The 26695-nt window shown below is 57.7% G+C and carries 24 protein-coding genes and 5 pseudogenes; 5 read left to right on the top strand and 24 right to left on the bottom strand.

Annotation, left to right across the window (positions count from 1 at the left end; genetic code table 11):
* Window positions 1-76: 76 nt before the first annotated feature.
* Both dinB and HLB35_RS06520 read right to left on the bottom strand, forming a co-directional pair.
* Window positions 77-1122: pseudogene (gene dinB, locus HLB35_RS06525) on the bottom strand (DNA polymerase IV).
* An 82-nt stretch (window positions 1123-1204) separates the two neighbouring features.
* Window positions 1205-2668, bottom strand: a complete 1464-nt coding sequence (locus HLB35_RS06520; protein WP_171701961.1) for a protein adenylyltransferase SelO — start codon at window positions 2666-2668, stop codon at window positions 1205-1207.
* Window positions 2669-2738: 70 nt separating this feature from the next.
* On the opposite strand from HLB35_RS06520, the gene HLB35_RS06515 reads away from it, so the two are divergent.
* Window positions 2739-3401, top strand: coding sequence for a DNA-3-methyladenine glycosylase (locus HLB35_RS06515; protein WP_171701960.1), 663 nt, complete (start codon window positions 2739-2741; stop codon window positions 3399-3401).
* On the opposite strand, the gene HLB35_RS06510 is transcribed toward HLB35_RS06515, so the two are convergent.
* Both HLB35_RS06510 and HLB35_RS18270 read right to left on the bottom strand, forming a co-directional pair.
* Complete coding sequence (locus HLB35_RS06510) at window positions 3360-4073, bottom strand: Sir2 family NAD-dependent protein deacetylase (RefSeq protein WP_328731229.1); 714 nt, start codon at window positions 4071-4073, stop codon at window positions 3360-3362. The genes HLB35_RS06515 and HLB35_RS06510 overlap by 42 nt on opposite strands.
* Entirely contained in the window at window positions 4061-4243 is a 183-nt protein-coding gene (locus HLB35_RS18270) for a Sir2 family NAD-dependent protein deacetylase (RefSeq protein ID WP_328731227.1), read from the bottom strand. Before HLB35_RS18270 ends, HLB35_RS06510 begins: the two co-directional genes overlap by 13 nt.
* A gap of 146 nt (window positions 4244-4389) precedes the next feature.
* Between HLB35_RS18270 and HLB35_RS06505 the strand changes: the two genes are divergently transcribed.
* The gene (locus tag HLB35_RS06505; RefSeq protein WP_171701959.1) at window positions 4390-5562 is read left to right on the top strand and encodes a UbiH/UbiF/VisC/COQ6 family ubiquinone biosynthesis hydroxylase; all 1173 of its coding nucleotides are present in this window, start codon (window positions 4390-4392) and stop codon (window positions 5560-5562) included.
* Between the two features lie 125 nt (window positions 5563-5687).
* Window positions 5688-5939, top strand: a complete 252-nt coding sequence (locus tag HLB35_RS06500) for a type II toxin-antitoxin system Phd/YefM family antitoxin (RefSeq protein ID WP_171701958.1) — start codon at window positions 5688-5690, stop codon at window positions 5937-5939.
* Between the two features lie 34 nt (window positions 5940-5973).
* Here the strand turns inward: HLB35_RS06500 and HLB35_RS06495 are convergent, their stop codons facing one another.
* The 3 genes from HLB35_RS06495 to HLB35_RS06490 all read right to left on the bottom strand — a co-directional run bounded on the left by HLB35_RS06495 (window position 5974) and on the right by HLB35_RS06490 (window position 7754).
* Window positions 5974-7146: a calcium:cation antiporter gene (locus tag HLB35_RS06495; protein WP_171701957.1), complete on the bottom strand. Its 1173-nt coding sequence runs from the start codon at window positions 7144-7146 to the stop codon at window positions 5974-5976.
* 69 nt (window positions 7147-7215) lie between these two features.
* Window positions 7216-7347, bottom strand: a complete 132-nt coding sequence (locus HLB35_RS17835; RefSeq protein ID WP_268895889.1) for a hypothetical protein — start codon at window positions 7345-7347, stop codon at window positions 7216-7218.
* Entirely contained in the window at window positions 7344-7754 is a 411-nt protein-coding gene (locus HLB35_RS06490) for a hypothetical protein (RefSeq protein WP_171701956.1), read from the bottom strand. The genes HLB35_RS17835 and HLB35_RS06490 overlap by 4 nt, the downstream gene beginning before the upstream one ends.
* Window positions 7755-7977: 223 nt before the next feature.
* On the opposite strand from HLB35_RS06490, the gene rlmF reads away from it, so the two are divergent.
* Window positions 7978-8928: a 23S rRNA (adenine(1618)-N(6))-methyltransferase RlmF gene (rlmF, locus tag HLB35_RS06485; RefSeq protein WP_171701955.1), complete on the top strand. Its 951-nt coding sequence runs from the start codon at window positions 7978-7980 to the stop codon at window positions 8926-8928.
* A 578-nt stretch (window positions 8929-9506) separates the two neighbouring features.
* On the opposite strand, the gene HLB35_RS06480 is transcribed toward rlmF, so the two are convergent.
* From HLB35_RS06480 to HLB35_RS06410, 16 genes and pseudogenes are all read right to left on the bottom strand, one after another.
* Window positions 9507-9884 carry a hypothetical protein gene (locus HLB35_RS06480; RefSeq protein WP_171701954.1) on the bottom strand — a complete coding sequence of 126 codons (378 nt, stop codon included), beginning with the start codon at window positions 9882-9884 and terminating at the stop codon, window positions 9507-9509.
* 51 nt (window positions 9885-9935) lie between these two features.
* Window positions 9936-10124, bottom strand: a complete 189-nt coding sequence (locus HLB35_RS06475) for a hypothetical protein (RefSeq protein WP_171701953.1) — start codon at window positions 10122-10124, stop codon at window positions 9936-9938.
* Between the two features lie 2 nt (window positions 10125-10126).
* Window positions 10127-10534: pseudogene (locus HLB35_RS06470) on the bottom strand (Fic family protein); the annotation flags it as partial.
* 23 nt (window positions 10535-10557) lie between these two features.
* On the bottom strand, window positions 10558-10911 hold the full coding sequence (locus HLB35_RS06465) for a hypothetical protein (RefSeq protein ID WP_171701951.1): 354 nt from the start codon (window positions 10909-10911) through the stop codon (window positions 10558-10560).
* Between the two features lie 527 nt (window positions 10912-11438).
* Entirely contained in the window at window positions 11439-12311 is an 873-nt protein-coding gene (locus HLB35_RS06460; protein ID WP_171701950.1) for a DUF7281 domain-containing protein, read from the bottom strand.
* A 14-nt stretch (window positions 12312-12325) separates the two neighbouring features.
* Window positions 12326-13585: a hypothetical protein gene (locus HLB35_RS06455; RefSeq protein WP_171701949.1), complete on the bottom strand. Its 1260-nt coding sequence runs from the start codon at window positions 13583-13585 to the stop codon at window positions 12326-12328.
* Window positions 13582-14208, bottom strand: coding sequence for a condensin complex protein MksE (locus HLB35_RS06450; protein WP_171702173.1), 627 nt, complete (start codon window positions 14206-14208; stop codon window positions 13582-13584). Before HLB35_RS06450 ends, HLB35_RS06455 begins: the two co-directional genes overlap by 4 nt.
* A gap of 20 nt (window positions 14209-14228) precedes the next feature.
* The gene (locus HLB35_RS06445) at window positions 14229-16703 is read right to left on the bottom strand and encodes an ATP-binding protein (RefSeq protein ID WP_268895888.1); all 2475 of its coding nucleotides are present in this window, start codon (window positions 16701-16703) and stop codon (window positions 14229-14231) included.
* Complete coding sequence (locus HLB35_RS17830; protein WP_268895887.1) at window positions 16637-17935, bottom strand: ATP-binding protein; 1299 nt, start codon at window positions 17933-17935, stop codon at window positions 16637-16639. The genes HLB35_RS06445 and HLB35_RS17830 overlap by 67 nt, the downstream gene beginning before the upstream one ends.
* Before the next feature lie 123 nt (window positions 17936-18058).
* Window positions 18059-19014: pseudogene (locus HLB35_RS06440) on the bottom strand (branched-chain amino acid transaminase).
* 29 nt (window positions 19015-19043) lie between these two features.
* A pseudogene (locus tag HLB35_RS06435) lies at window positions 19044-19211 on the bottom strand (class II histone deacetylase); the annotation flags it as partial.
* A 15-nt stretch (window positions 19212-19226) separates the two neighbouring features.
* A pseudogene (locus HLB35_RS06430) lies at window positions 19227-20260 on the bottom strand (histone deacetylase family protein).
* 15 nt (window positions 20261-20275) lie between these two features.
* Window positions 20276-21214 (bottom strand): bifunctional Delta(1)-pyrroline-2-carboxylate/Delta(1)-piperideine-2-carboxylate reductase, encoded by a 939-nt coding sequence (lhpI, locus tag HLB35_RS06425; protein WP_171701948.1) that lies wholly within the window; start codon window positions 21212-21214, stop codon window positions 20276-20278.
* A gap of 1 nt (window position 21215) precedes the next feature.
* Window positions 21216-21572, bottom strand: coding sequence for a RidA family protein (locus HLB35_RS06420; protein WP_171701947.1), 357 nt, complete (start codon window positions 21570-21572; stop codon window positions 21216-21218).
* A 146-nt stretch (window positions 21573-21718) separates the two neighbouring features.
* Complete coding sequence (locus tag HLB35_RS06415; RefSeq protein ID WP_171701946.1) at window positions 21719-22537, bottom strand: helix-turn-helix transcriptional regulator; 819 nt, start codon at window positions 22535-22537, stop codon at window positions 21719-21721.
* A gap of 5 nt (window positions 22538-22542) precedes the next feature.
* Window positions 22543-22884 carry a TraR/DksA family transcriptional regulator gene (locus HLB35_RS06410; RefSeq protein WP_171701945.1) on the bottom strand — a complete coding sequence of 114 codons (342 nt, stop codon included), beginning with the start codon at window positions 22882-22884 and terminating at the stop codon, window positions 22543-22545.
* A gap of 85 nt (window positions 22885-22969) precedes the next feature.
* Here HLB35_RS06410 and HLB35_RS06405 point away from each other — a divergent pair, with 85 nt between their 5' ends.
* Window positions 22970-24154: an MFS transporter gene (locus tag HLB35_RS06405; protein ID WP_171701944.1), complete on the top strand. Its 1185-nt coding sequence runs from the start codon at window positions 22970-22972 to the stop codon at window positions 24152-24154.
* A gap of 52 nt (window positions 24155-24206) precedes the next feature.
* On the opposite strand, the gene HLB35_RS06400 is transcribed toward HLB35_RS06405, so the two are convergent.
* Complete coding sequence (locus HLB35_RS06400) at window positions 24207-26681, bottom strand: MSCRAMM family protein (RefSeq protein WP_171701943.1); 2475 nt, start codon at window positions 26679-26681, stop codon at window positions 24207-24209.
* Window positions 26682-26695: the final 14 nt, after the last annotated feature.

Genomic DNA, 26695 nt, shown 5'->3' with positions numbered 1-26695 from the left:
ATTCATTGTTAAACCAATCTATCATACATCTGTTTTAACGCTCCCCTTCAGAGGCGTCAAGCCTTTAATAAGCTGATCAAAACAGCGCCAACTGCTGGGCACCGGCTTCTTCCGCCAGCCGATACCCCACGCCGAGCAGGCGTACCGGGCGGTTGCCGCGCTGCCAGCCAATGTTTAACAGGCCTTCAAACTGGGCGGCATCCGGGGCGGGGTCGGCGTGTTCCACGGTGGTTTGGGTGAAGTCGTTGAACTTGACCTTGACCATGGCGCCGCGCACGCCGGGCGGTGGGTCGAGCTTGGCATAGCGTTGTTCGAGATCGGCGATCAGGGCGGGCAGCGCCTCACGGCAGCTTTCCAGGGTGGGCAAGTCTTGCGGGTAGGTTTGTTCGGTACTCACTGATTTGCGTTCGCGCTGGGTTTTTACCGGGCGCTCGTCGCGGCCATAGGCCAGGGCGTGAAGGCGTTCGCCAAAGCGGCCGAACCGCTCCACCAACTCCACCAGTGCCCACTCGCGCAGGTCGGCACAGGTATGGATCCCCAGGCCATGCAGTTTTTCAGCGGTGCGCGGGCCGACGCCGTGAATCTTGGTGACTGGCAGCTCGCGCACAAAATCGTCTATAGCCTCAGGGGGATCACGCACAGGCCATCTGGCTTGTGCCAGTCGCTGGCAATCTTGGCCAGAAATTTGTTGGGCGCCACGCCGGCGGAAACCACAATGCCGACTTCATCACGCACCCGGGCGCGAATCGCTTCGGCCATACGAGTGGCGCTGCCCTGATAAGCGGTGATGGCGGAAACATCCAGATAGGCTTCATCCAGGGAAAGTGGCTCAATCAACGGCGTTATCTCGCGGTAGATGGCAAAGACTTCCCGGGCAACGGCCTTGTATTTGGCCATATCGCCGCGTACTACCGTCAGATGCGGGCAGCGCTTCAGCGCCTGAGCCATGGGCATGGCAGAATGAATGCCAAAGGCACGCGCCGGATAGTTGCAGGTGGCCACCACTCCCCGGCGCTCCACGCTACCCCCGATGGCAATGGGGATATCACGTAGGGCCGGATTGTCACGCATTTCTACGGCTGCATAGAAACAGTCGCAGTCGCAATGAATGATTTTGCGCACCTACCGCCCTCTCACCCTGTAAGAATGAACAGTTTACCACAGGCGACGCGGCGCGTAGCAAGGCTGCCACACCCAGCGGGTATCAGGTGCCACAGAAAGTGCGCAGTACCTGCTGCTGCTCGTTCGCTGGCTTGCTGAGTTCGCGGGTGTCAGCGGTATCTGTATAGGGGGTTGTCACCGCTGCCAGCAGGCGGTGGAAGGGCGCAAGATCGCCATCATTAGCCGCCTGAATAGCCTCTTCCACGCGGTGATTACGCGGAATAATCAGCGGATTCGCCTGGCGCATGGCCTGCCAGCGCTGTTCATCCTGGCTGGCCACCTGGTGTGCTTGCCATTCATCTACCCAGGGCGCCAGCGCCTCAGGGATGGCCGATAGGGCCAGCAGAGCCTGACGCGAGGTATCGCCCGGCGCTCGGGCCAGCTGGGTCAGCGCATCAAAGGTGGCAGTCATGTCCATGCGCCCCTGTTGCATCTGGGCTTCAAGGGCAGCCATCAGCTGGCTGGCCTGATCATTATCGGCGTCAAGCCCCAGCTTGTCGGCGTGAATACGCTGCTGCTCGGCGGCAAACACACCATCAAAGCCACGCAGAATGTCGGTCAGCTGGGATACGCGGGTCTCCTGCTCACCTTCCAGTAACGGCAGCAGACATTCGGCAAAACGCGCCAGATTCCACTGGGCAATCAACGGCTGGTTGGAAAACGCGTAGCGTTTGCCCTGATCAATCGAGCTGTAGACCTTTTGTGGGTCGAACTGCTCCATAAAGGCGCAGGGGCCGTAATCAATGGTCTCCCCAGCAATGCTCATGTTATCGGTGTTCATTACCCCATGAATAAAGCCAACGCCCATCCATTTGGCCACCAGCGCCGCCTGACGCTGCAGGACGGCTTCGAGCAGCGCCAGGTAGGGCTGCTCCGCCTGTTGCGCCTCTGGGTAATGGCGCTCGATGACGAAATCCGCCAGCGCCTTGAGGGCCGTGTGATCCTGACGCGCCGCCACAAACTGGAAGGTGCCAACCCGCACGTGGCTGGCGGCCACCCGGGTCAACACCGCCCCCGGCTCGACCATCTGGCGCATCACCCGCTCGCCGCTGGCCACCGCCGCCAGGGCACGGGTCGTGGGAACGCCCATCGCCGCCATGGCTTCACTGACCAGATATTCGCGCAGCACCGGGCCAAGGGGCGAGCGGCCATCGCCACCGCGTGAAAACGGCGTGCGCCCGCTGCCTTTGAGCTGGATATCGCGGCGAACACCGTTCTGATCAACCACTTCCCCCAGCAGCAGCGCACGGCCATCTCCCAACTGGGGCACAAAGTTACCGAACTGATGGCCCGCATAGCCTAACGCCTTGGGTTCGGCACCGGGCGGCAGGGCGTTACCGCTGAACCACTCAGCCAGGCTGGCATCATCCGGCACCTCCCCCAAGCCTAAGGCATCGGCCAGTGGCTGATTGAAGGCAATCAGGCGTGGGGCCTCAACGGGCGTGGGTTGGCAGGCAACCCATAACGGCTCGGGCAGGGTTGCAAATTGGTGTTCAAATGCCAGCATGGGGGTCTCCACTGTTGATCTGTTGAGCGTTATAATACCCTATCATTTTACTCAAGTAATAGGCGACAAGATGACGCCATCTGGCCTTTCAAGCGCTTCGTCCACATCCACATCGGCACCTGCGTCGGCGCTTTTGCCTCACTCCCCCTTGCCGCTGCCCAGAGATTTCTATGACCGCGATACCTTGCAGGTGGCGCGCGATCTTCTGGGCTGCCAACTGGTACGCCTTCATCAGGGCAAATTGATGATCGCCCAAATTGTGGAAACCGAAGCCTATCGAGGCTCGGAAGACTCCGCCTGCCATGCCCATCGGCGTAAAACGCCCAGAACCGAGGCCATGTTCGGGCCACCGGGCCACGCCTATGTGTATTTGGTGTATGGCATGCATTGGCTGTTGAATGTGGTCACCCAGCCTGAAGGCAACCCCTGCGCCGTGCTGATCCGCGCCGTGGAACCCGTGGAGGGTGAAGACGCCATGCGCGCCCTGCGCAACGCCAAGGGCCGCCAACTGTGTAATGGCCCCGGCAAGCTGACCCGCGCACTCAGGGTGGATAAAGCCCTGTATGGCCATGACATGACTCGCTCAGAGCAACTCTGGATCACTCAGGCAGCAGCTCCTGCCGTGATTGCCAGCGGCCCGCGGGTCGGTATCGACTACGCCCAGCCCGCTGACCGCGATGCGCCCTGGCGGCTATGGCACGAGGGCAACCCCTGGGTCTCCAGGGCGCGTTGAACGGGCGTTGCCCTGCAGGCAGTGCAGCGCGTGTTCCAGCACGGGGGTAATCGGCGCCTGCCAACGCTGGGCCATCAGTCCATCAGCACGGGTGACCCCGAGGGATAACGACGCCAACGGCAAACCTTGGGCATGGGCCTGGCGGCAAAAGCGGTAGCCGGAAAACACCATCAGCGACGTCCCCACCGTGAGTACTGCCTGGGAACGCTGCAAACCTTCTTCAGCCGCCTGACGGCGCTTGGCGGGCACCACATCGCCGTAGTAGACCACCTCGGGTTTCAGGATGCCGCTGCAACGCGGGCAGTCCAGCACCTTGAAGGTGCTGAAATCCATCTCCAGATCCGCATCGCCATCAGGCGCGTGGCCTGCCTGCAGATGGGCAAAGGCGGGGTTCATCCGCGCCATCTCAGCGTGCATGGCGTGGCGCATCATGCGGTAGCGGCAGGACATGCACGACACCAGATCAGCACGGCCATGCAGATCAATCACCCGCTGCGAGCCTGCGCGCTGATGCAAGCGATCCACGTTCTGGGTGACCAACTGTTCGATATAGCCCATGCGCTCCAGCGCCGCCAGGGCACGATGCGCACCGCTGACCGGGGCATCACTCAGCGCCCGAAACCCGACCAGGGCCCGCGCCCAGTAACGCTTGCGAACACTCAGCGAAGCCATGAAATCAGCATGCTGAACCGGCGGGGGCGCTTCCACTGGCCATCAACGCCGCGGTAGTCAGGAATGCCACTGTCGGTGCTCACCCCCGCCCCGCTGATCACCCACAGCTTGCGGTAGCGGTCGATATAATCGGCCAGAGCCTCACCTGCCTGCTCGACATTTGTGTGCATTTTCTTTACCTGTATCAAGATTTGGTCACAGAATAATGTTAACCCCTAGGCAAGGCTTGTACATCTCAACGATACTGTGATGATCAGTTTAACAACTTCAGGCCAGACAGTGGGCCTGGGTCACGTTTTTGGGTAGGAGAATCTGCATGCAACGCGATCATGAAGTGGTCATCATTGGCGGTGGAATGGTGGGTGCGGCGCTGGCGGCGCGGCTAGGCTACGCCGGTATGAATGTCGGCCTGGTAGAGCAAGGCGCACCGCCCACGCCCCCTGAAGGCGATTTTGACCTGCGCATTTCCTCGCTCAATGCCCGCTCGCTGGCGTTTATCGAAGCCAGCGATACCGCCTTACCTGAAGAACGTTGCTGTACCTTCCGACATATCGAAGTGTGGAACCAGGATGGCAAGGGCCATAGCCACTTTTCCGCCGAAGACAGCGGGATGGATCGGTTTGGCGTATTTATCGAGAACCGTACTCTGCAGTACGCGCTTTGGGAGCGCCTTGAACGCATGCCCGGCGTTACTCTCTATACTCACTGCGCCCCTGTCTCCACCATGGCCGCCAGCGATGCCCGCGTCATCGAGCTGGATAACGGCAAGATTCTCAACGCTGGCTTGATCGTCGGCGCTGACGGTGCCCGCTCGACCCTGCGTGAGCTGGCTGGGATCGAGATCACCACCTATGACTACCACCAGCGGGCGCTGATCACCAATGTGGAAACCGAGCTGCCCGAGCAGGATGTCAGCTGGCAATGCTTCACCCCCACCGGGCCTATCGCCATGCTGCCGCTGCCCGGCCACCATGCCTCCCTAGTGTGGTACGACAGCGATACCGCCACCCGCGAGCGGGAAATGCTCAGCGATGAGAGCCTGAAAGACGCCATTGAGGCCGCCTTTCCCAAGCGCCTGGGCAGCCTGATCCGCGTCACCGGACGCGCCAGCTTTCCAATCCGACGCCAACACGCCAGGCGCTATATCGCCAAGCGCCTGGTGCTGATTGGTGATGCCGCTCACGTCGTCCACCCGCTGGCCGGTCAGGGGCTGAATATCGGCCTACACGATGCCGACGCCCTGGCGGAAACCCTACTCGCCCAGCGCGACGTAGGCGACAGTACCGCCCTGCACCGCTATGAAATCCAGCGGCGTATTGCCAACCAGGCGATGATTGCCGCCACCGAAAGCTTCCACCATCTGTTTACCGGCGCCGCCCCGCTACGCCGCCTGGGTGATGCCAGCCTGCAACTGGCGGAGCGCTTCCCGTTGGCCAAACGCATGATGATGCAGCAGGCCAATGGTCTAAATCCGTTTAAAATGCGCTAACAGCGGCTAGGCTGAAGGTGGCAAGTTTAACCACCTTCAGTTTACTTCCAACATCAACGCTGATTGCGACAGCCTTATATATACAATGTTCTGAACAGGCCAACACTCCATGCAGGAACCGCTTTATGGATGCCATAAGCTACACAGCCGCTAGAAATCATCTGGCCAAAACAATGGAGCAAGTCTGTGAAGACCATTCTCCTGTGATTATCACCCGCAACAAATCACAGTCTGTTGTCATGATCTCTTTAGAAGATTATGAGGCGCTGCAAGAGACCGCCTACCTGCTGCGCGCTCCCAAAAACGCTCAACGTTTGCTTGAGTCGATTGCTGAGCTGGAGCAAGGTGGCGGTCAAGAAAAGAAACTGATTGAATGAATACCAAAGCGCAAAAATAGCGGCTGATTGCGCTTTACGGGCTGAAGATCAGCAGCAGATAGGCCAGGAACAGAACGATGTGAACAGCACCCTGCAGCACATTTGTTCGGGTGCCTCCAAAGGTCATCAGGCACACGACCAGTGTCAGCAGCAGCAACACCATGGGGGCCATATCAAGCCCTAGCTGCAGGTTGGCGCCTGTTATAAGGCTGACGGCAACCACCGCGGGTAGGGTCAGGCCAATGGTTGACAGCGCCGAACCCAGCAGCAGATTCACCGAGCGCTGAAGCTGGTTGGCACGGGCGGCGGCCAGGGCCGCCATGCTTTCCGGGGTAAGCACCACCAGGGCGATGATCACCCCGCCCAACGCCACCGGCGCGCCCGCCTGGACAATGCCAAAATCGACAATCATGGCGATAAGTTCCGCCAGCAGCACTATGGTCACCAGCGTCAGGAGCAACAGGACAGCGTGGTAGCTTGTCGCGTGCTGTGGGCCATGATCATGCGAGTGCCCGGGCGCTGCTTCATGGTCTGCCGCCCTTTCCTGCATGGGTTGCTCAAAATAGCTCTTATGGCGGAGGGTCTGAATGGCCAGAAAGATGCCGTAAAGCACCAGCGTGATAATCGCAAAGAACCCTGCCTGAACGGGAGTGAACGTCGGGCTATCCGTGGAAGCGGTGAAATCGGGCAAAACAAGTGCGAAGACAGCGAGGGGCACCAGAACGCCAAGATAGGCCCGCGCGCCTGGCAGGTTGTAGTCCTGCTCTCCGTGGAAGAAACCACCAATCAGCAGGGAGGCGCCGGTCAGGCCACCCAACACAATCATAAGCACCGCCGTCATGGTATCCCGCGCCATTGTTGGCGCCTCGGCGCCGGTCAGCATCACCGCTGAGATCAGCGACACCTCGATACCCACCACCGCCAGAGTAAGAATCAGCGTACCCAGCGGCTCACCCAGCTTGATGGCCAGAACATCAGCATGTCGAACCACATTAAAGGCAGCCCAAAGCACCACGGCAAACAGCCATACGGCAAACAGAGCTCCCACCAGGGGTTGAGCGGTTTCAGGGGTAATGGCCTTGTTCAGGGTGTCATGCAGCCCGAAATGCAAAATCACAAAGGTGAGCAACGCCACCAGAAACGCAGCTTCTTCGCGTAAAAACCGACCGACTAGAGAGCGTCCGTTAGAGGATGCGGTTGCAGTCATGACCCTGAACTCCTTTTCCAGTTGACCCTATAGTGAAGGTGAAATAACCACTGCATGTTAATCACCCGCCTACTCACTGATATTGATATCAACACCCTTGCGTTTAAGATGACTTAGAAAGTCATACAGAGACTGGTTATCAAAGGCGTTGGCGGCGTAATCCAGCTTGAAGTAATGGCCATCATCGAGCACAAACATCATCCGGGCAGCGGCTTTACTGTTGGCTCCTCGCTGGCCGGAGGAAGGTTTTTCCAATGTGTGGGTGCGGGTGCCGATATGAACCTTTGTAAGCTCCCCCAATGGCAGTTCATTGTCAATTGAACCGCGCCCGGAAATCCCCTGACCCGCAACAGCTGGCCGTTAAGGGATAATTCATAGGCGGCCAGAGAGCCAATCAGCCATTGGACATACAGGTAAAAGCCGCCGGTGAGCAGCACCGCGCCAATAATCAGCCCCAGCTGCTGGGCCAGTGCTGGTGCCATCCCCAATGGCTGCATCAATAGCCACACGGTAAACCCCACAAAGACAACACCGTAAAGCAGCAAGGCCACCAACAGCATGGGCAGCCAGGCGGAAAACGACTTGATGATCTGTGCGGGGGAATTCACTCTGACATCCATAAGGGCCCTTCCGGCATTGGCAGTTTTTCGCCAGCTTAGCAGCTGCCCTGTGTCCAGACTATTCCAAGCGTCGGCTTTGTGGGCCATCGTTTCGGTGTAGGCCGTTTCTCGCGCGCCTTGAGCTGCCAAGTACCCGCATCACCCAGATTAAGATTATAATCACGAACGCCGCCGCACCCATTCGACTCTTAAAACTCCAAGCCACGGGCCTATGACTGCTAGCAACCGCCATCGAAGTACAAAAAGCCAGACCAAGCCTGCCCACAAAGGCCTGCACCCGAGGAATCTGCACAACCAGGGTTATGACTTCCCAACGCTGGTAAAAAGCCACCCGGCACTGGCCCGCCATGTAAAACCCAATGCGTATGGCAACCTTTCCATCGATTTCGCAGACCCACTGGCCGTCAAGCGCCTCAACGCCGCGTTATTAAGCTGGCACTACAATATTGTCGGTTGGGATATTCCGGAGGGCGCGCTTTGTCCTCCCATTCCAGGCAGGGCTGACTATATCCACTACGTGGCGGACCTGCCTGGAATTGGCGCCGAGCGTGAACAGCCCGGCGTCAAACTGCTTGATATAGGGACGGGAGCCAATGGCATATACCCGCTACTGGCCTGCCAGATTTACGGCTGGCAGTGCGTGGGCAGTGACATCAACCCTCAGTCGCTTGACAACGTCGCCACCATTATCGCCCACAACCCCCAGCTCAAAGAGCGCTTTACGCTGCGCATGCAGCACGACAAACATCAGATTTTTGCAGGGATCATTCAAGCCGGTGAGTTCTTTGACGTCAGCGTGTGCAACCCACCCTTCCACGCCTCGCTCGATGAAGCACTTAAAGGCAACCAGCTTAAGCTCAATAACCTGGCCCGTCATCGCGGTGAGCAAAACACCGATACAAGATCCCCCTCGCTGAATTTCGGCGGGCTGGGAGCAGAGCTATGGTGCAAAGGGGGCGAACAGCTCTTTCTGAAAAAGCTGATAAAGGAAAGCCAGGTGTATGCCACTCAATGCCGCTGGTTTACCAGCCTGGTTTCAAAAGCCGAAAACGTTAAGCCCGCCAAAAAGCTGATTGCCAAGCTTGGCGCCATTGATTGCAGGGAAATAGAGATGAAGCAGGGAAACAAGATCACCAGGATATTGGCCTGGACTTTTATGTGAGCAGCCTCACGCTTATCAAATGGTTACCCCCTGAGCCCCAAGGTCTTCACGAATCACCTCAAGATGGCGGAAGGTAATCACGATAAGCGCTTTTGCAGACCCGGAGGGTTGACGTCGACCTTGCTCTCATTATAGCAAGGTCCGCGGAGAAATATGCGGCACCTCTGGGTCAGCGCATCTTGCCACGCGCTTCTGCAACCTCGTTAGGCGCAACACGACTGCTTAATGCCGCTTTTACGGGTTGCCCTGAAACCAATTGTTAAGTTTAACGCGCAACATGGCTTTGCGAACAATCTGAGTTGCGCTTAAGATGTTAAAAATGAGCCGCTGCATGGCCACCTGACCGGTGAGGACGGACGTGCTGATTGCACTCCGTACACCGAAAATCGAGGGCAGCGCTTGACCCGCTGTCTTTAATCTCAATAGCCTCATCAATGCCAATAGTGCGACCATTGAAAATGCAGTTTGTCATGGTTGCCATACTTAAATGCCTCCTGATTAGATATACCTAACGCCTGCCATAAACGGCCGAGTGAAACGAGGTCCGGCGACCGTAGGGAGCGAATTTCATGGCTTGGTTATGCAATTGTTCTCTGCCACTCCGCCAAAGCAAAAGTAATAGACTCATCAAGCCAATCATTAAATCTCTTTTTGATGCTTTCTTTTTCCTCTAGATAGTTAAACTGAAAAAGATCTTGGTTGCATGGTTTGGCATCAGTAGACTCTGAACCATCTTCTGAGGGTATTTTCTCAAACGTAAAGCCCGAGACGACCATCACGCCGTTATTGCTGTGGCCATATCCATGGATACTAAACACTATTTCGAATATCTTTTCTGCATATACAACCACCCTTGTCCAAGACTTATAATTATCACAGTTCGCGTAGTAGTCATGGAGCTTTGCCATTTCGATGATTTGTCTTCTAAAGTAATAGCTCTCCGCATCACCATCCATTGCTGATCTTATACTCGCGTTATAAGTTTCTGTGCCAACTGAGTCTATGCTTCATAGCTGTGGATCCAAAATCTTTTGAATTTCACCGAGCTTTCTTTCCACAATTAATTGTAACTCTTCAGCCACTTGATATACGGCTTGTATCTGATCTTTTTCTGCTCTGGACTTCTTGCTTAGCAAGGCTATCGCATTTTTTATGATTTGCTGAGAATGTTTCGCTTGCTCTACCTGCTGCTGCATTCCTAGTGCTGAAAGTATTGAATCTCTCTGTCAGAATCTCTTATAACTAAGGGAAAAAGCCCTGACTTAAGAAAAACAAGGGACGCTATTGCTCTAGCAATCCTTCCATTCCCGTCTTGAAAAGGATGAATTTGTGTAAATCGATGATGCAGCCAAGCTGATAGAATTTCCGGGGCTATATGAGCCTCTTCGTATCGGGAGTAAAGAGCTACAAAACGCTCCATTTCGTCAATTATCAATTCCGGAGGGCAATATTCATGAATGCTGCCATCTTGCCTCTTAGGATTGTTTGGTTGATTTTTATACTGCCCCTTAAGCAAGGCAACTTTAATAATCTTTCCTTCTGTCGTCAGAGCTTCTGTGAAGTCTTGATGGGCCGTTAACTGCTCATGCATTGAACGTATAAAATGCTCGGAAAACGGCTGCTCTCCTTTTACAAAGGAAAAAAAAGTCCTTCAACAATGCTCTGTTGGTCCTGAATCATTCTAGCTATATTCTCTGCCTCATCTCTATTAATACCACCTACATGGCTAATAAGTGACGAGTCAACACCTTGGTCAATTAGCGTTTCCGTTACACCTCTATCCCAAGAGTAAAGTCTTTCTATAATACCAGTTTCAATTGCCCATTCTCTCTGCATTCGTTTTATAAAATTTCGATATTCCCCTGAATTTTCAAGCTCACCTTTCTTTTCTTTCCAAAGCTTCCCTAACGCATCCAATTCCGAAGAACTTAATTCTTTTAGAGCTTCTTTCTCAGGTAGGTCTTCGATTGCTGCATATTCCATGTCGTTATCTCATTCTGAGTTCAGATTCGCCTTGCATAACAGCGTATTAGACAGCGAGCTCTATGATTGGATGAACATGCTGGCACGTTTATCGGGCAAATGCAGCCTGCCTTTTCCGATATAACTGCATGACTCTCAACAAAATTAATACTTCTTAGGCTGCATTTGCAGAAATCGCTTGCGTGCAGCATTTGCTGTTTCAATAACACTGTATAAAAAGTAAATCTATATTTAACTATTCTCGTTATCTCTCACTACTCAACTAGTCTAAGACTAGCAGTTAATTTATTTTAATCCCAGCCTTTGGCTAACATCTTTTGGTAGATGTTGGCTGATATAACAGGCTGCTTACAGGGCTCGCCTGCGGCGAGTTGGTGGCTTGCTACGCGAAGCCACCCTACGTTTGTGCCTCTTTTGGCAAAGTCAAAATGGATTCCCGATTACCCCATTCGGGAATGACGGTATGGGGTTTCTTTCGGGAATGACGGTGTTGAAGTGCTTTCAGAATGACGGTGTTGGGTGCTTGTTCACTCCTGGTGCAGCGGCACGCTGACCAGGGTTTCGAACCATTGCTGGCGGAGACCTCGGTGTGAGCCGAGTAGGATTGCCAGGTAGGGCTGCAGCGGGTGGGCGGCGGGGAGTGCGTTGCGGTGGCGCTCCAGCGCGGGGTGGTATTTTAGTTGCTTTGGCGGGTCGTGGAAGCCGGTGGCGTGGTGCTGCAGCCATTGTAGCGGTGGCACCAAAAGCGCGGTGGCGTTGCTGGAAAGCGCGATGCTGACGCCTTTTACGTCAAAATCTCCGACGTAGTAATGTGCCTTACGGGTTTTCCGCCAGGCTTCAGCCAGGGGCCGGAAGGCCCCGCCGTACTGGCTGTCGCCTCGGTAAACTATCAAGGGTTTATGGCAATGCTCCAGCGTCAGCCGCGTGGGGTCGAAATGGTAGAAGCAGTCGAGGTTTTCCACCTGAATCAGCGTATCGCAGGCGTCCAGCCGGATGCCGCGCCAATCCACATCGTGAATTGCTCGCGATGCCTTACCCAGCCATTCAGGCTGGTCAGCAGGTGCGTTGACCAGCACCCGTTGGGCTCTCGGGCCTTCACGGTTGCCCTTGTCTTCGTCAAACCCTTCCTTGGCCTGTTCCAGGCTGGTCAGGCCACTAAGTGAGCGCCCAACCGGCGGCTGCCCCTGGCTGAGCAGGGTGGTGTTGATCTGCTTGATCAGCTCGCGGTCAAAATGCAGCTCCCGGCCATTCAGACGCAGGCCGGGGTCGATATGGTTTTCATGGCACCAGGCCACCACATCATCCACCCACTGGCGGCGCGGTTTGACCACTTCTGGATGACGGCGCAGTAGATGATCCACTTCATTCAGGTTCTTGCGCGCCCGACCGGACAGTTTCATACCCTTTCCTTTCCTTATGCAATTCCTGCAAAGCGCAGCGCCACATCATGAATCAGGCGCACATCGTTAAAGGGGCTGGCTTTGCTCTCTTTCGGCTGCCAATCAAACGCCTGCTGCTCGTGCTGCCCCAACCCCTGAAACTCGGCAATCACCTGATACAGCCAGATTTCCTCGGGCCAGGTCAGCTCGCTTGCCTGCAGGTAGGCCAGGGCGCTGAGGGGTTCATCGGCACTGCTATCGACCACATGCAGGTAGAAATTTTCAACATCCTGCTTCAGGGCCTGCTGCCGAGCAGCCACCATGGCACTTTCTGCCATCACCGTGGGGCCAGCGGCGGCTGTTACCTCAGGAGAGTGCGTTACGCTGGGCAGGTTTTTCAACAGACTGCCCAGCAGGGCCATATCGTGATGGTGATCCAGCGCCGCAGACCCAGCCGCTGACAGCGGTGCCGCACGGTTGCAAAGCTCTGGCACCTCGCTGCGGCGGGCGTAGTTGCCCGGCGTGAAGCCGGGATGTTCGCGCAGAAAGGCGGCCATACCCGACACCAGACGGCTACGTGCCTGCATGCGCCGAAAGCGCGCCATCAGCTCGGTCAATCGGCTTTGCACTTCGCGCAGGCTGGTGAAGTGCTGGCTAAGCTGCTGCTGAAGCTGGCTGATCAGCAGCTTGCGCAGGGTGCCATCGCTACCCACCAGATCAATCAGCTCGTCGAAATCGATCAGCGCCAGGCCATCCAGCAGGCGCACTACCTGCTTCTGGGCGCGTTCGTTCTCGCGCACCTTGTCATTCAAGCGGCTGACAAAGCCGAAATCGCTGTTAAGCCGCTGCCACAGGCTGTCGATGGCATCGGCAAAGCGGCCGTTCAGGTCATCCACCGTCTGGCGCAGGCGCAACAGCTGCTGTTCCTGCTGCCAGTAATCGCCCAACTGGCTGGATTCACGGTAACTGGCGACCTGGGTGCGAATCTGCTCCAGGGTGTCAGCCACATCGGCGTTCACCTGACGACGCGATTCATCCGCCACCATATCGGCAATCAGTTCGCGCATCTTGGGCGTCAGCTTGACGCCGCTATGCTCGTCCGGGCGCCACAGGAGTCGCGCGGCAAGCAACTTGCGCAGGGCGTTACTGCTCAGCCCTTCCAGGGGCACTTCATCCTGAGTGTAGCCTTGCATCAGAACGTCGGCATGGCGCCCAATCAGCGCCAGCCGTTCAACGCCGGTGGTCAGCAAACGGCTTTCCAGCGGCGCATTCTGGGCATCGTTGAGCTGGCTCACAGCAGCGTCTCCTGGCTGGCCTCGCCCTGTGTATCAATCGGCAGTTGCTCTTCATCGCGAATAAAGCGCACCCAGTCAATCAGGTAGTCGATCTTGCCGGTGACCCGATAGACCTGGCGGTCGCTGTGGGGCTGCAACAAGTAGCCGTGCTCTTTCAGGCGCTTGAACACCTGCTTGACCTGGGCATCAAGCTGTTCGCTCTGGGAGCCAAAAAAGCTGTCGGTGGCCAGCCGTTCGATGCGCTCACGCAGGCTGGGGTTGTCTTCGCTTCTGGCCTGCAGTTCGCCGGGTTTGAGCACATCTCCTGGCGCCAGCACCGCATCACGCCCCAGCGCTTCCTGCACCAGCTGCAGCCATTCCAGCAGCGGCAGCAGATGATTGACCGTGTCATTAAGCTGGCGGGAAAGCTGTTCGCGGGCGGCATCATCCACCTGCCGCCAGGCCAGGAAATACACGCTGCCTTCGTCGTTGCTGGCCAGCCGCCGGTTGAGCGGGCGCAGATAAGCATCCAGCGCTTCACGCAGGCTGTCGTCCTGAAGCTGGCGAAACGCGCTTTCATCGCTTACCGCGCAGACAAATTCGCCGGCCAGCAGGCGTTCCAGCAGAGGCCCATGGCTGAGCATCCTGGCAAGGTTGATCTCGCTCATGCGGTTACCTCCTCGCTGCGCGCCTTGATGCGGGCGGCCAACGGGCTCAGGCGCGGCTCAATGCGTTTCAGGCGGCGGATATCCTTATCATCGGCGTCGCGCTCAATCAGGTAGCGGTGGTGGAACAGCATCAGCACGTCCGACTCCGGGTTGGGGAAGGCACCGACAATATGGATGCGGTTGCTGTCGCAGGCCTCAAACAGTTTCTCGACGTTGTGGTAGGCCAGGGTGCCAATTTCATCAATCGGCCAGTGGATGGCGATCTCGGCCTTGCCGCGCAGCAGCCGGGTGAAGGCCAGCAGAAACTTGCACAGAATCAGGTAGGCCATGCCGTGGCTGGAGGATTCCAGCAGCTGGCGATCATTACGGATAATCAGATCCGCACCGCCTTCGTTGAGGTGCAGTTCCAGGCGCAGCAGGCTTTCAAAGCTGTATTGCTGATCATGGCGCAGCAGATCGACCACATCCGCCAGGGCATCCAGATAGTCATCGCTGGGCAGGGTATAGCCCGCCTGCATCCAGTGCTGATAGCGCTGGGCGAAGTCCTTGAGTGGTTCCCAAAATCCCAGCTCGTCGATGGTTGACTGGATCTGCACTTCGGCCTTGGTGATGCCTTCCAGGCGCAGATCGTCCGCCACTTCGTCGGAAAGCCGACGGCTCTGGGCGCTGATGCGGCGGTTAAGATCACGGAAGACGGTAAAGAACTTGACCAGATCATCGCCGATATTGCGCCCCTGCTGCACCAGCTGCTGTTGCTGGTCTTCAAGCAGTTTGAGCATATCAGCGAGCAGGGGCAGCACCCGGCGTGGGTCTTCGCGATCAGGCAGTTTTTCGCGTTCGCCTTCCAGCATTTCGACAAACCCGCTGCTGGCGCCCTTGATCAGTTGGCTTTCCACCTCCTGACAGCCCTTGCGCAGTGTATCGCGGGCCTCGGCGCGCTGTTTGAGGGCTTGGCGCGCGCGTGCCAGGCGTTCACTGACATCTCCCGGCGCGCCCTGTTGGGGCGTGGCATCCGCGCTCAAGGCCAGCTCATCCAACTGTTTTAGCAGCGGTTTAAGCTCTTCGAGCAGCGCTTCGGCCTGCTGGTAGGTTTCCTGCAATTGGTTGAGGGTTTGGCGATAACTCACCTGGGCCGCCTTGAAGGCCAGCTGCTGGTTTTTCTGCTCGCGCTTGAGTTCATCGCAGCTGCGGGTCAGTTCACTCAGCTGCTCAATCAGTTCCGGTTTTTGCTGCCCCCACTCCACCCGCATAAAGCGTTGATAGTTTTCCAGTTCCTCCTGACGAGCCGCCGTTTCACGAATATGCGTTTCCAGCTGCTGCAGCCGCTGACGGGTATCGCGCAGGGTGACCGGGTCGACGCCACTGGCCTGAAGCTCCTGATCAAAGGCCTGCTCCAGCTCCTTGCACTGGCGCTGGTGTTCACTTTTAAGTTCGTTCAGCTGCTGTTTATGCTGCTGCAAACGCGCGGCCAGACTGTCCTGCTGGCTTTGGGCATCGGCCTTGAGCTCGATAAGCTCGGCTTGATGAGTGGCCTCCAGCTGCGCCTGGGCTTCCTGCTGTTCTTCTTGCAGGGCCTGTTGCACCGCTTCTTGCTCGGCCAGGGCTGTTTCCTGTTCGCCACGACGCTGCTTCTGGGCGTTGGCGTGGCGTTCCTGTAGCTGGTGGCGGGCTTGCTGGGCGTACTCAAGCTCTTCTTCAGCGCTGGTCACCGCCAGGCGAGCCTTACTTAGCGCCTGCTCGGCCAGGGTGACCTGCTCGCTGTGGCGACGCAGAGTTTTCTGCTTGGCTTCAACGTCTGCTTCTGCCTGCAGAACATCGGCCTCGGCGGCCTCGATGGCGGCTAGCAGGCTGGCTTCATCCTGGGCGTAATCCGGCAGTGCAATGGCATTGAGATTGACCTGCAGGCCATACAGGCTGTCGCTCTCAGGCGTGCGGATGGAGGCGTTTTCCTCCTCCAACATGGCGGGTGCCAAATCGCGGCGCTCCAGCAGTTCCGGTGCCAGCACTTTACCCAGAGACTGCTCCCAACCGGGGCGATGAAAGCGCAGGAAGTGGCGCAGGCTGCCCTGTTCCGGATCTTTCTGGCGATGCAGTTCGCGGCTGTGCTGCTGGGCAAGCGCCAGCTGCTGGCGGGCGGCATTGAAGGCGCTGTCGGCCTGTTCACGCTGGCGTTTGTGGGTATCCAGTTCAAGGCGCAAGCTGTTGTGATGCTCACGCGCCGCATTGAGCGCACCTTGCGCCTGATCCAGCCGCGCCTGGGCCAGTTCGGCCTCGGCGCTTTCTTCGCGGCTGGGGCCTTGATGCTCCAATGCCGCCTTGAGCATGGCCAGACGCTGCACGCCTTCCGACAAACGCCCCTGAAAACTGGCATCCAGCGTCTGGCGCTGGTGCTGATAGCGTTCGGTCAGGCGCTGCTGGTCATTCCAGTGGGCTTCACGGCGTTGCGCCTGCTCTTCACCAACGGCGTCCATCTGGGCCTGAATTTCTTCGCTCTGGCGGGCCAGGGTTTCCCCAGCTCGCGCAGGCGTTCTTCCTTGCGCGCCTGGCTGGCCTCGGCGGCTTCCTGCATCAACGCCAGATGTTCTTTCAGCTGCTGGTGCTTTTCGCGCTGTTGCGGCAGCGCCTGCAGGTCGCGCTCAAGCGCAGGCATGTCGGCGTCTGCATAGGCTTCATAGCGTTGTTGAAGGTCTTCCAGGCTGCGCTCGGCCTGCTTACGCTCACTTTCACGGGCGCTGAGCTGGTCGTTTAACGCATCGCGTGCGGTTTCGTAGTCTTCCTGCTGGGCCTTGAAGGCCGCCTTGTGTTCCTTGATCGCGGCGTCGGTATCTGCGGCATCGCCTTCGGTGCGGTGGCGGTCGGCGTCCAACTGGGGCTTGAGCTGCCACAGCAGGGCCTCGAGTCGGGCCAGTTCCGCATCGGTATCGCGCAGCTCGGCCAGTGCCTGCTGCAAGGGCGCCAGACGCATCGACTGGCGCATCTGGCCGATCCAGTCCCGCGCCTTGTTGCTACGAATCCGGGTGACCGGCAGCTCCACGCCGTCTTCCTCGAAAATCGCCGCCAGCATGGTTTTGAGGGTATCCATTTTGCCCTCTTTGGCATGCACCGCCGAGACCAGCTTTTCCATATGGCGGATGCGGTGTTCCGGCTTGACCAGGCTGAACTGGGCAGCCATCTGGCGCAGCCTGAGCGCTTCTTTACGGTTGCCATGAGAGGCCATACCGGGGATCGGAGTGAAGTCGTTCTGAATCACCGCGCGGTATTCCGAGGTGGCCGTGAGCTTGCTGGAGGTAGCAATGCCGTTATGGCGCAGGCCATTCAGCCATTGCGGATAATCGCGGGCGACCACCCTGCCCTGGCTTTCCAGCAGGTAATCTTGAGGTTGGTAAGGGGCCGCCACAAAACGGTATTCCACGCCGCCATTCGTCCCACGGGTCAATACCACCTGACACAGGCTACCCGCTTCACGGCGATATTCGTAGACAAGGTAACTGTTGCTGTTGGGCAGATAGAACGCATCGAATTTCATGCGCGTTTTGGGCACCACCCGATTAGGCAGTTCGCCATAGAACACCGGCACCAGACGCTGCAGGGTCGTCTTGCCGGAGGCGTTGGTGCCGCAGATATTGGTGTGACCATCCAGACTTAACTCGACCACGCCGTCGAGGTGGCCGTGAATCATCACGATACGCAGTAAGTGAGCCATGCCGCATCCCTGGTCATGTCGTTATCTGATAAATCGATTTATTGGCCCGACAGTTTACGTCATCACACAAGGGAGCAACATGCCCTGCCTGGATTGAACCGTTCAGGGCATCTTGCTATCAGGTCATGCGGGCATCAACCAATGCTTGAACGCGGGCAGTTCGCCGCGGACGGCGTGCTGGTAGGTTTGCTGTAGCCGGGCGGTGACGCTGTCGTCAGGGATAGGGGCATCTACGGCGGGGGCGCCTGCCCTGAAGCCGATTTTGCGTCCGTCCAGTTCACGCAACGGGAGGATTTCTGCGGCGGTGCCGGTCAGGAAGGCTTCATCGGCGGTGTAGAGTTCGTCGCGGGTGATGCGTCGCTCGCGCACCTCGATGCCCAGTGCGTCGCGGGCAAGCTGAATCACGCTGTCGCGGGTGATGCCCTGCAGGCAGGAGGTGACTTCCGGGGTGTGCAGCACGCCATCGCGCAGCAGGAAGACATTGGCCGCCGAGGCTTCGGCTACGTAGCCTTCCGGGTCGAGCATGATGGTTTCATCAAACCCAGCCTTGACGGCGGTATTCAGCGCCAGCATGGAGTTGACGTAGTGGCCGCTGGTCTTGGCCCGGCACAGGCTGATATTGACGTGGTGGCGCGCCCAGGAGGAGGTCAGCGCGCGCAGCCCGCAACGCTTGGCCTCCGGCGATAGATAAGGCCCCAGATCCCAGGCGGCAATCATCACATGGGTGCTTAACCCTTTGGCGCGCAGGCCCAGGCCTTCTGCACCGAGAAACACCGTTGGCTTGAGGTAGGCGTTGGTGAGCTTGTTTTTCGCAGGCATTCCTGCTGGGCATCAATCAGCGCGGCTTCGCTGAAATCCATCGGGATATCCAGCGCATGGGCGCTTTCTGCCAGTCGGCGGGTGTGTTCAGCGACCCGAAAAAGCGCCGTGCCCTGCTCGCCTGCATAGGCGCGCACACCTTCAAAACAGCCCATGCCGTAATGCAGGGTGTGGGTGAATACGTGCACCTTGGCTTCTCGCCATTCCAGCCATTCGCCGTCCTGCCAGATCCAGCCATCGCGATCATAAAGCGGTGTCATGCATTGTGCTCCCACTGTTGGCGCCAGCCATCGATCAGGCCGCTAACTTCAAGAATATTCTTCAGCCGCCGCTTGCTCTCGGGGCTTTCCGAGGCAGCCTGCGGTTGCAGAAACTCCCCTGGCGCGGAAAACACCCCAATAGCGCCCTGATCATGCCAGAAGCAGCGTTCATGCCAGTAAAAGCCTGTCTTTATCAACCCTGCCTCACTCATTCAGCCTCGCAGATAACCGCGCATAAAGGCGGTCAGGTTAGCGCTTAGATGCTCGGTCGGATAGCCACCTTCCTGAATCACCACGGTAGGCGGTGAAAGTGCGCTCAGCTGCTCGCCCAGGGCCACAAACTCCTCGGTTTCCACGCTTAACCCGGCCAGCGGGTCGTCCTTGTGGATATCCAACCCCAACGACACCACCACAGCCTCTGGCTGGAAGTGGTTGAGCTGCTCAATCAGGGTCGCCACCGCATCCAGATAGGTCTCGCCATCGCTGCCCAACGGCAGTGGCAGATTAACGTTGGCCCCTTTCCCTTCGCCAGTGCCGGTTTCATCGGCGCCTCCCCAGAAGAAGGGATAGAAATCCGTGGGATCAACGTGCACCGAGCCCGTCCAGATATCACCCCGTGTGTAGAAGATATCCTGGGTGCCGTTGCCGTGGTGCAGGTCAACATCAATGATAGCGACTTTAGAGACTTTCTCACGCAGCACGCTGGCGGCCAGCGCTGCATTGTTGATCAGACAAAAGCCACCGGCGTTATCCGGCCCGGCGTGATGGCCAGGGGGCGGCACAAGGCATAGGAACGGGCAGCCCCACGCAGCACATCTTCGACAGCAGCGACCGCCGTTGATGCCGACGCGAGCGCCCCCTGAAAGCTGGTGGCACTCAGCGGGCAGGCCATATCATGCAGATGCAAGCCTGCCTGCCCGATGGGGTGGCGCGGATAATGGCGCGCACCGCCACAGGGGTGAACGTTGGGCGCGACTAGCTCAGACGCCCCCGGCATGGCATGCCAGCGCTCATGAATGGTTTCCAGAAACTGCAAATAGCGCGGGGTGTGAATCTGCTCCAGACGCTTACGCAGCGTCGGTGAATCCGTTTCCATCGGGGCCGTCAGGCTCAAGCCCGCTGCCGCCAGACCTTCGCTGAGCAATTCAGCGCGCACCGGCCCTTCCGGGGAGGGCGCCGGCTGGCCACGTAATAGAAAGGTAGGCGGCGCATGCCGTGCCTGATCTGGATGGTAAAAACATTTCATCAATCGTTCACCCTGTCAGGCGTTAGCCATGTTTTCCCAGGTTTCAATAGCAGCGGCCAGGTCTTCAAGCGAGGCGCCGACTGACTTGAATAACGTTATCGCTTCATCGTCAGTGCGCCCCGGCTTGTCGCCTTTAAGCACTTCGGCCAGGTCGCCTTTGATATCATCAAACGCGAAACAGCCTTCCTCGATTGCCTGGTGAATATCCCCGGCTTCGCCTTTGGCGCCTGCGTAAGTATCGACGAAGACATCGGCACGCCGCAGGCATTCGCCATCGGTTTCGCGCATGGTCGGGCGGAAGGCGCCAATCAGATCCAGATGGGTGCCTGGGGTCAGCCACTCGCCCTTGATCAGTGGCTCAGTAGAGAGCGTGACGCAGCTGACGATATCGGCCTCACCCACCGCTGAGGCCAGATCGGTGACGCCTTCGGTGATGAAACGGTCGGCATACTCGGCGGCCACTGCATTCGCCTTGGCCTGGCTGCGCCCCCACACCAGCACCCGCTTGATCGGGCGTACGCTGGCGTAAGCCTCAATCACCATAGGGGCTAGCTTGCCGGTGCCGACGACCAGCAGCGTGTCAGCATCTTCTTTGGCCAGCACATCCCCTGCCAGCGCAGAGGCTGCCGCCGTGCGGCGACGGGTCAGCTCGCTGCCATCAATACAGGCCAGCGGTTGGCCGTGTTTGCCTTCGCTTAACAGGTAAAGGCCGGAAATCGCCGGGATACCGTGATCAGCATTCTGCGGAAAGGCATTGACGATCTTGACGCCAATGTAGCCGGCTTCTTCCCAGGCGGGCATTAGCAGCATGGTGGCTTCACCATCCGGGCGATGCATGGCGTGGTGATGGCGCGGTGGCGATTCCACCCCATCCACAAAAGTGGATTTCAGGCGCTGGATCAGCCCTTCCCAACCCAGATGACGTTCGACATCGGCAGCAGAGATGACCTGCATATCACGCCTCCGGCAACGCGGCCACGACCATGATTTCCACTTTCCATTCCGGCTTGGCGAGCTTGGCTTCCACTGCCGCACGCACGGGCGGGCGCCCCGGCACGACCCAGGCATCCCAGGCGGCGTTCATCTGAGTAAACTCATCCATGCTGGTGACCCAGATCTGCGCGGAGACGAGGTGCTCTTTGGAGGTACCGGCCTGGGCCAGCAGGTGATCAATACGTGCCAGTACCTGCTCGGTCTGGCCCTGCATATCCGCTGAAGCGTCCGTGGGCACTTGGCCTGCCAGGTAAACCGTGCCGTTGTGAACGGCAATCTGGCTCATGCGGGCGTTGCTGTCGTGGTAAGTCACACTCATGGCGTCTTCTCTCAAAATAGGGTGAATAGCAATAACACTTTGAGAGTACGAAGTTGCTGGCCATAGCGCTTGCCCCAGACTCAGAATATTTTGCCCGCAAATCCGCTGATACCTGCCAACGGGCCAAAGCGGCAAGCACTGAACCATCAGCGATCCGAGGAAGGCGCAATCTCATAATAGCGGCGATAGGCCCGCGAGAAACTGCCCTGATCGCGAAAGCCCACCAGCATGGCAATATGTCCGAGACTCAGGGCGCTGTGGCGCACCAGGGTGCGCGCATGTTCCAGGCGGCGGCGCTGCACATAGGCCAACGGCGTGACGCCGGTCAGCTCACGAAAACAGGCATGAAAATGTCCAGGGCTAAGGGCACACAGGGCCGCCAGCTGCTCGACGCGAATATCATCGGCCAGGTGCTGGTCGATCCAGTCATCCAGGCGCTTAAGATCCAGGCGCTCGCTGATGCAGTGTTTTCCACTCAGCTTGAGCCTGCTCGGCGCACCTAATTGGCTGACAGACGCTTGCGGCACATCCTGTAAATACATGGTCAGGGCGCGCAGCAGCAGAACGGCAATCTCGTTTTGCAGACCGGGGCACTGCTCCAGCTGCTGTGCCAGCGCATGGGTGAGCTGGTTAAGCCTGGTCGGGACGTTGAAAAAGCGCGGTTTATCGAACAGCCGGGCAATCTCGTCGCCTTTTTCCAGTGTCGCCAGATAGGTAATGGGAATATCCAGCACCAAGGTACGGTTGCAGCCATCGCCCTGGAATTCATGATGTCGGGTACACGGAATCAGACATCCCCGCCGGGCGGTCACCCGCTCTTCTCGGCCTTCCATGGCAAGCTCGGTGGTACCGCTGGTGGCCAGTATCAGCTGATGGAATTCATGGCTGTGAGCCACATACTCAGGCGTCAGGTTACGGCTATGGAGTTCAAAGTGCTGCGTTTTGATCGCGTCCTCGTCAGTCATGGCCGTTACTCAGCGCAATTGATGCACTTGAGCACCAGCGGGTCCCACTCAAGCCGTTTAGCCCCAATCCACTCGCCACATTCGATGCATTCGCCGAACTCTTCGTTATCGATACGCACCAGGGCTCCACCAATCAGCTTGAGGCGCCGCTGGCGACGCTCTTCTTCTGCCTTGGCCATGGCTTGCCCTTGCATGGCATCCATACGTGACAAACGCCCCACCGAGGTCTGATCCAGCACCACCGTATCGCGGGAGGATTCGCTGCTCGCACTCTCGGCCTGCAGCTCTTCGCGCAGCGCCAGCAGTTTGCGCTGGATCGCCGCCATATCCAGTTCCGGATGGTTCATTGGAGCCTCCTTTTATGTTGTATCTATCTGCCACAGCCCAGCCTGCTACACTAACGGCTTTTCGCGCGTTTGTTGAGATTGTGTCATGGGATATCGAACGCTATTACGCGAGCACCGAACGCTACTGAGCATCGCTTTTCTAGCCATGTTCACCTCCAGCCTGGGGCAAAGCTTTTTTATCGGCCTGTTCCAGGCACCGATTTCCAACCACTTGAACCTGAGCATTAGCCAGTTCGGTACCGGTTATGCGCTGATCACCCTGAGCGCTGGTTTTATCATGCTGCACTTTGGCCCCAGCATTGACTGGGTGGCTCCGCGCCGCTTTGCCACTATCGTACTCCTGCTGCTAGTAGCTGGCATCATGCTGCTGACATTTTCTCCCTGGTGGGGCCTTGGCCTCTTGGGCCTAGGCCTGGTGCGCCTATGCGGCCAGGGGCTGCTGACCCACTTGGGCAACACCTTGGCCGCTCGCGAGTTTACCCACCTGCGCGGGCGTGCCATGGGGCTGGTCGGTCTTGGCATTCCCCTCGGCGAAGCCCTGCTGCCTCCTCTGGTGGCCGCCGGATTGATATGGCTTACCTGGCAAGGTTTCTGGTGGCTACTCGCCGCTGCCATTGCCCTGCCCTGGCTGTGGTTACTCATTAAGGGCACTTGGCCACCAGCACCAGGCAAGAAGCCTTCACAGCGTGATACCCGTGGGCCAAAACCCTTCCGCGAGCGTTCCTTCTGGCTATTGCTACCGCTGCTGATGGCACTGCCAATCACCATGACAGGCCTGTTTATCTATCAGGCTCAGCTTACCGAAGCGTTAGACAGCTCACTGGCCGTTTATGCCCTTGCCCTGACCGGCATGGGGCTGGCCAAACTGCCGGGTTCCCTGCTAGGAGGACGCTGGGTAGATAAAATCGGGCCGGTAAAACTGGCCCGCTACTATCTGCTGCCTTACGCTCTGGCCATGCTCGTCGCCATGCTGATCGGTGGCAATATCAGCGTCTGGGCCTTGATGATTGGCGGCGGGCTAGCCACCGGCGCACAGGAAATGGTCGCCTCGGGTTTGTTGATCAAGCTATGGGGCGCTGAGCACCTTGGTCAGGCACGCTCAGCGCTGAGTGCTTCCATGGTATTTTCCACCGGCATCGCCCCGGCGATTCTCGGCTGGATACTGGGTGCGGGCATCACCTTCGAGATGATTATTGCGGGTATGCTGGCGTTTATCATCGCCGGCTGGCTGCTTGCCCAGCCGGTATTGAAAGCCGTGCAAAAGGGGTGAAGCTTGCTATAAAAACTGACGCTGCGGTTGTTCATCAACGCAGAAATCCTCTTCAGCGCAAGGTCTCTTGCAGCGGCGCTGTGAGGATCAGACCCTGACCAAATACAAAGTCATTATCGACCTTTACATGACGTGATGGGGAGTCAAGCCCTACCGGAGTGAGTGTGTAATCACCCGGTGGCACACCATCGATACGGTAGTAGCCAAACTGGTTTGTCCAGGCAGATCGGTAAAAATCAGACTGAGTTGATGCCAGTTCGACCTGTATTGCCTGAGCATCTTGACCACCTGACAGGCTGACCTGCCCTGCCACTCCATATTCAATCGCGACATCGAAATTCAGCGCAGTGGTGGCGCCCTGTTCCACTTCAACCCAATAAGCACCGCCTTTTGGTGAGTATTCAATAGGTAGTGATGAAGGGTCCAAGCGCACCTTGTAGGTGCCGGGAGTGATATTGTCCATGGCGAAGCGGCCAGGCGCACCGCCTGCTCTGCGAGGCTGTTCATCCAGCAGAAGCCGTAAGTTATCCAGCGGTGCAAGGCTTCCATCCGGCAGCCGCACAGTGCCATAAAGACTGCCGCGCAGGTTCTGGCTACCGCTTAGCGCCCTGGCGGGATACAAACGACCACCGCTAACACCAAAATCTGCGCTGAGTTCCAGAAACACCAAGGTATCCGAGTTTTCAACCTGCTCGAAACCGGGTAACTCGGGTAAAGCACGCTGTGTGACGTTCAGGTTTGCATAAAGACCAGGCAGCAGGCGATGGCGCAGATTAACCCGATAGCCGAATCCATCTTGTTCATCAATCAGGGCGCCTTGCACATAGAGCCCTTCACGCTGGGGAGAGAACCAGCCAAAGCCGGCTTCATCGCGCGTCTGTGTTTCGCGCCATTGACGTGACACATAGACCTGCCAGGCCTGAGAAACGTTGTAGTCCACACGCACTGTGTCGTCAGATGCTTCATTCAGGTATTGGAAGTGCCAGGGCCGCGATGGCCGATAATGAACTTCGCTGCGATAGTCTCCGTTGAAATTCGGTTTTGAACTCAGACGTAAAGAAGCCGTTGGGGAAGAATGGAAATAAGGCAGTGCAAAGGACGCTTCTTCAGTGTCATTAACTCGCCGACGCGCCAGCCACCCCAGACGCGTTGAGCCAAGTGTAAACTGCCGTGACGCATCCAGTTGCCCACTGACTCGGCGCTGATCATCGACAAAACCATGCTTACGTTCGTTCCAGTAGCCCTGCAACTGGTGGCGGCCCCACTGCCCCTGCAGGGAAAGATTACCTGCCGTATTGCCGGATTCATTCTGGTAGAGCCCTAGATGACCTTGTAGACCATCAAAGGGAAAAAAGCTGGCGCCGGTGCCAAAATATTGGCGCCCCTGCTGATCACGCAGCGTGGTGCCTTCAAGGGTAAGCCGGTTAGTAATGCCGTACCGTGCATTTGTAAAGATAGCCCCGCCGCTGCCGTCGGATTGCGTATCAAACACATTCCCACTGGCTCCACCCCCACCCTGAACGGTCCATTGCCCCTGGTTAAGAAGCTGGCTATTGGACAAGTAATTAACATCTTCCCGGCGAATTGGCTCACCGCTTGGATCAAACTCATAGATCCATACTTCCAGAGAGCCAAACCGCCCCACTTCGGTAGGCACTTCCAGGCGGTAGCGGCCTTCAAAGTCGATACGGCTGCGTACAATAGGGCGTCCATCCAGGCGTAGTTCAGCAGTGCCACCCAAGGGGCCAACGCCTTCAATAATGCGCTGATCAGGGCCGAAGCTGGGTTGCAGCGATGCATTAGAAAGGCTGCTGATGTCAGGTAGCGCAAAGTTGGCATACTGTAGCTGTAAGCCGGTGAACTCTGTCACAGGCAGCACCGAGCCATACTGAACGGACTGAATGCCGAACAGGCTCCGGTAATTGTCTTGGTCATTTAACCAGAATAATTCACTAAGCCCTTCACGGCCGGCGCTGGTACGGTAAGCACTGGCCCTCCATGGCCCTCGCTTGAAACGTCCTTTAAGGGTAACTTCATGCTCCTGGCCTATCTCACCATTGGCACCATCCGCACCACTGATGCGGTAGTCATAGCGCAAGCCGTTCAAGCTGTAAGACGGTGACCGAAAATCGGGTTCTGGCAAATCCCCCGCCGAGCCGGTGTTGTTCATACTGACAGGCCAGGGAGGGCTGACTTCCAGGGCAACGGTTTGCGGGTTCCAGCTGCCTCTTAGTCCCAGGTATGTTTTCAGCGCGCTGAGCGCTATATACCCCTGCGGGCCCTTGGCCTGAGTCAGACGAGCCAGGGGAGTTCGCCCCAGCGGTGTGATGAGTTCCCGGCTGGATTGATCCAGGCTAATCCCTGGCACCAGTAAAAGATCATCTTCAGAAATCCATACTTCATCATCACCTATCAGGGGCATGATGGCAGCAATTTCATCACCGCGAACAATCAGGGCGCCCAGCACAGGAGGCCCGGGGTGGCTGCCAGTGCACTGTTTGCCATCACGCCAAGCAATAACAGCCACTTTCCAACCATCCT

This window comes from Vreelandella azerica (genome assembly GCF_013112225.1).
Lineage (GTDB): Bacteria > Pseudomonadota > Gammaproteobacteria > Pseudomonadales > Halomonadaceae > Vreelandella > Vreelandella azerica.
Note: the sequence above shows the minus strand (reverse complement) of the source record. Positions and strands in the feature narration are given on the sequence as shown.

Coding starts and splice junctions, on each gene's coding strand:
- HLB35_RS06520 (WP_171701961.1), bottom strand. CDS start 2,668: ATGCTGGCATTTGAACACCAATTTGCAACCCTGCCCGAGCCGTTATGG.
- HLB35_RS06515 (WP_171701960.1), top strand. CDS start 2,739: ATGACGCCATCTGGCCTTTCAAGCGCTTCGTCCACATCCACATCGGCA.
- HLB35_RS06510 (WP_328731229.1), bottom strand. CDS start 4,073: ATGGCTTCGCTGAGTGTTCGCAAGCGTTACTGGGCGCGGGCCCTGGTC.
- HLB35_RS18270 (WP_328731227.1), bottom strand. CDS start 4,243: ATGCACACAAATGTCGAGCAGGCAGGTGAGGCTCTGGCCGATTATATC.
- HLB35_RS06505 (WP_171701959.1), top strand. CDS start 4,390: ATGCAACGCGATCATGAAGTGGTCATCATTGGCGGTGGAATGGTGGGT.
- HLB35_RS06500 (WP_171701958.1), top strand. CDS start 5,688: ATGGATGCCATAAGCTACACAGCCGCTAGAAATCATCTGGCCAAAACA.
- HLB35_RS06495 (WP_171701957.1), bottom strand. CDS start 7,146: ATGACTGCAACCGCATCCTCTAACGGACGCTCTCTAGTCGGTCGGTTT.
- HLB35_RS17835 (WP_268895889.1), bottom strand. CDS start 7,347: ATGATGTTTGTGCTCGATGATGGCCATTACTTCAAGCTGGATTACGCC.
- rlmF (WP_171701955.1), top strand. CDS start 7,978: ATGACTGCTAGCAACCGCCATCGAAGTACAAAAAGCCAGACCAAGCCT.
- HLB35_RS06480 (WP_171701954.1), bottom strand. CDS start 9,884: ATGGATGGTGATGCGGAGAGCTATTACTTTAGAAGACAAATCATCGAA.
- HLB35_RS06475 (WP_171701953.1), bottom strand. CDS start 10,124: ATGCAGCAGCAGGTAGAGCAAGCGAAACATTCTCAGCAAATCATAAAA.
- HLB35_RS06465 (WP_171701951.1), bottom strand. CDS start 10,911: ATGGAATATGCAGCAATCGAAGACCTACCTGAGAAAGAAGCTCTAAAA.
- HLB35_RS06460 (WP_171701950.1), bottom strand. CDS start 12,311: ATGAAACTGTCCGGTCGGGCGCGCAAGAACCTGAATGAAGTGGATCAT.
- HLB35_RS06450 (WP_171702173.1), bottom strand. CDS start 14,208: ATGCTCAGCCATGGGCCTCTGCTGGAACGCCTGCTGGCCGGCGAATTT.
- HLB35_RS06445 (WP_268895888.1), bottom strand. CDS start 16,703: ATGGACGCCGTTGGTGAAGAGCAGGCGCAACGCCGTGAAGCCCACTGG.
- HLB35_RS17830 (WP_268895887.1), bottom strand. CDS start 17,935: ATGGCTCACTTACTGCGTATCGTGATGATTCACGGCCACCTCGACGGC.
- lhpI (WP_171701948.1), bottom strand. CDS start 21,214: ATGCAGGTCATCTCTGCTGCCGATGTCGAACGTCATCTGGGTTGGGAA.
- HLB35_RS06420 (WP_171701947.1), bottom strand. CDS start 21,572: ATGAGTGTGACTTACCACGACAGCAACGCCCGCATGAGCCAGATTGCC.
- HLB35_RS06415 (WP_171701946.1), bottom strand. CDS start 22,537: ATGACTGACGAGGACGCGATCAAAACGCAGCACTTTGAACTCCATAGC.
- HLB35_RS06410 (WP_171701945.1), bottom strand. CDS start 22,884: ATGAACCATCCGGAACTGGATATGGCGGCGATCCAGCGCAAACTGCTG.
- HLB35_RS06405 (WP_171701944.1), top strand. CDS start 22,970: ATGGGATATCGAACGCTATTACGCGAGCACCGAACGCTACTGAGCATC.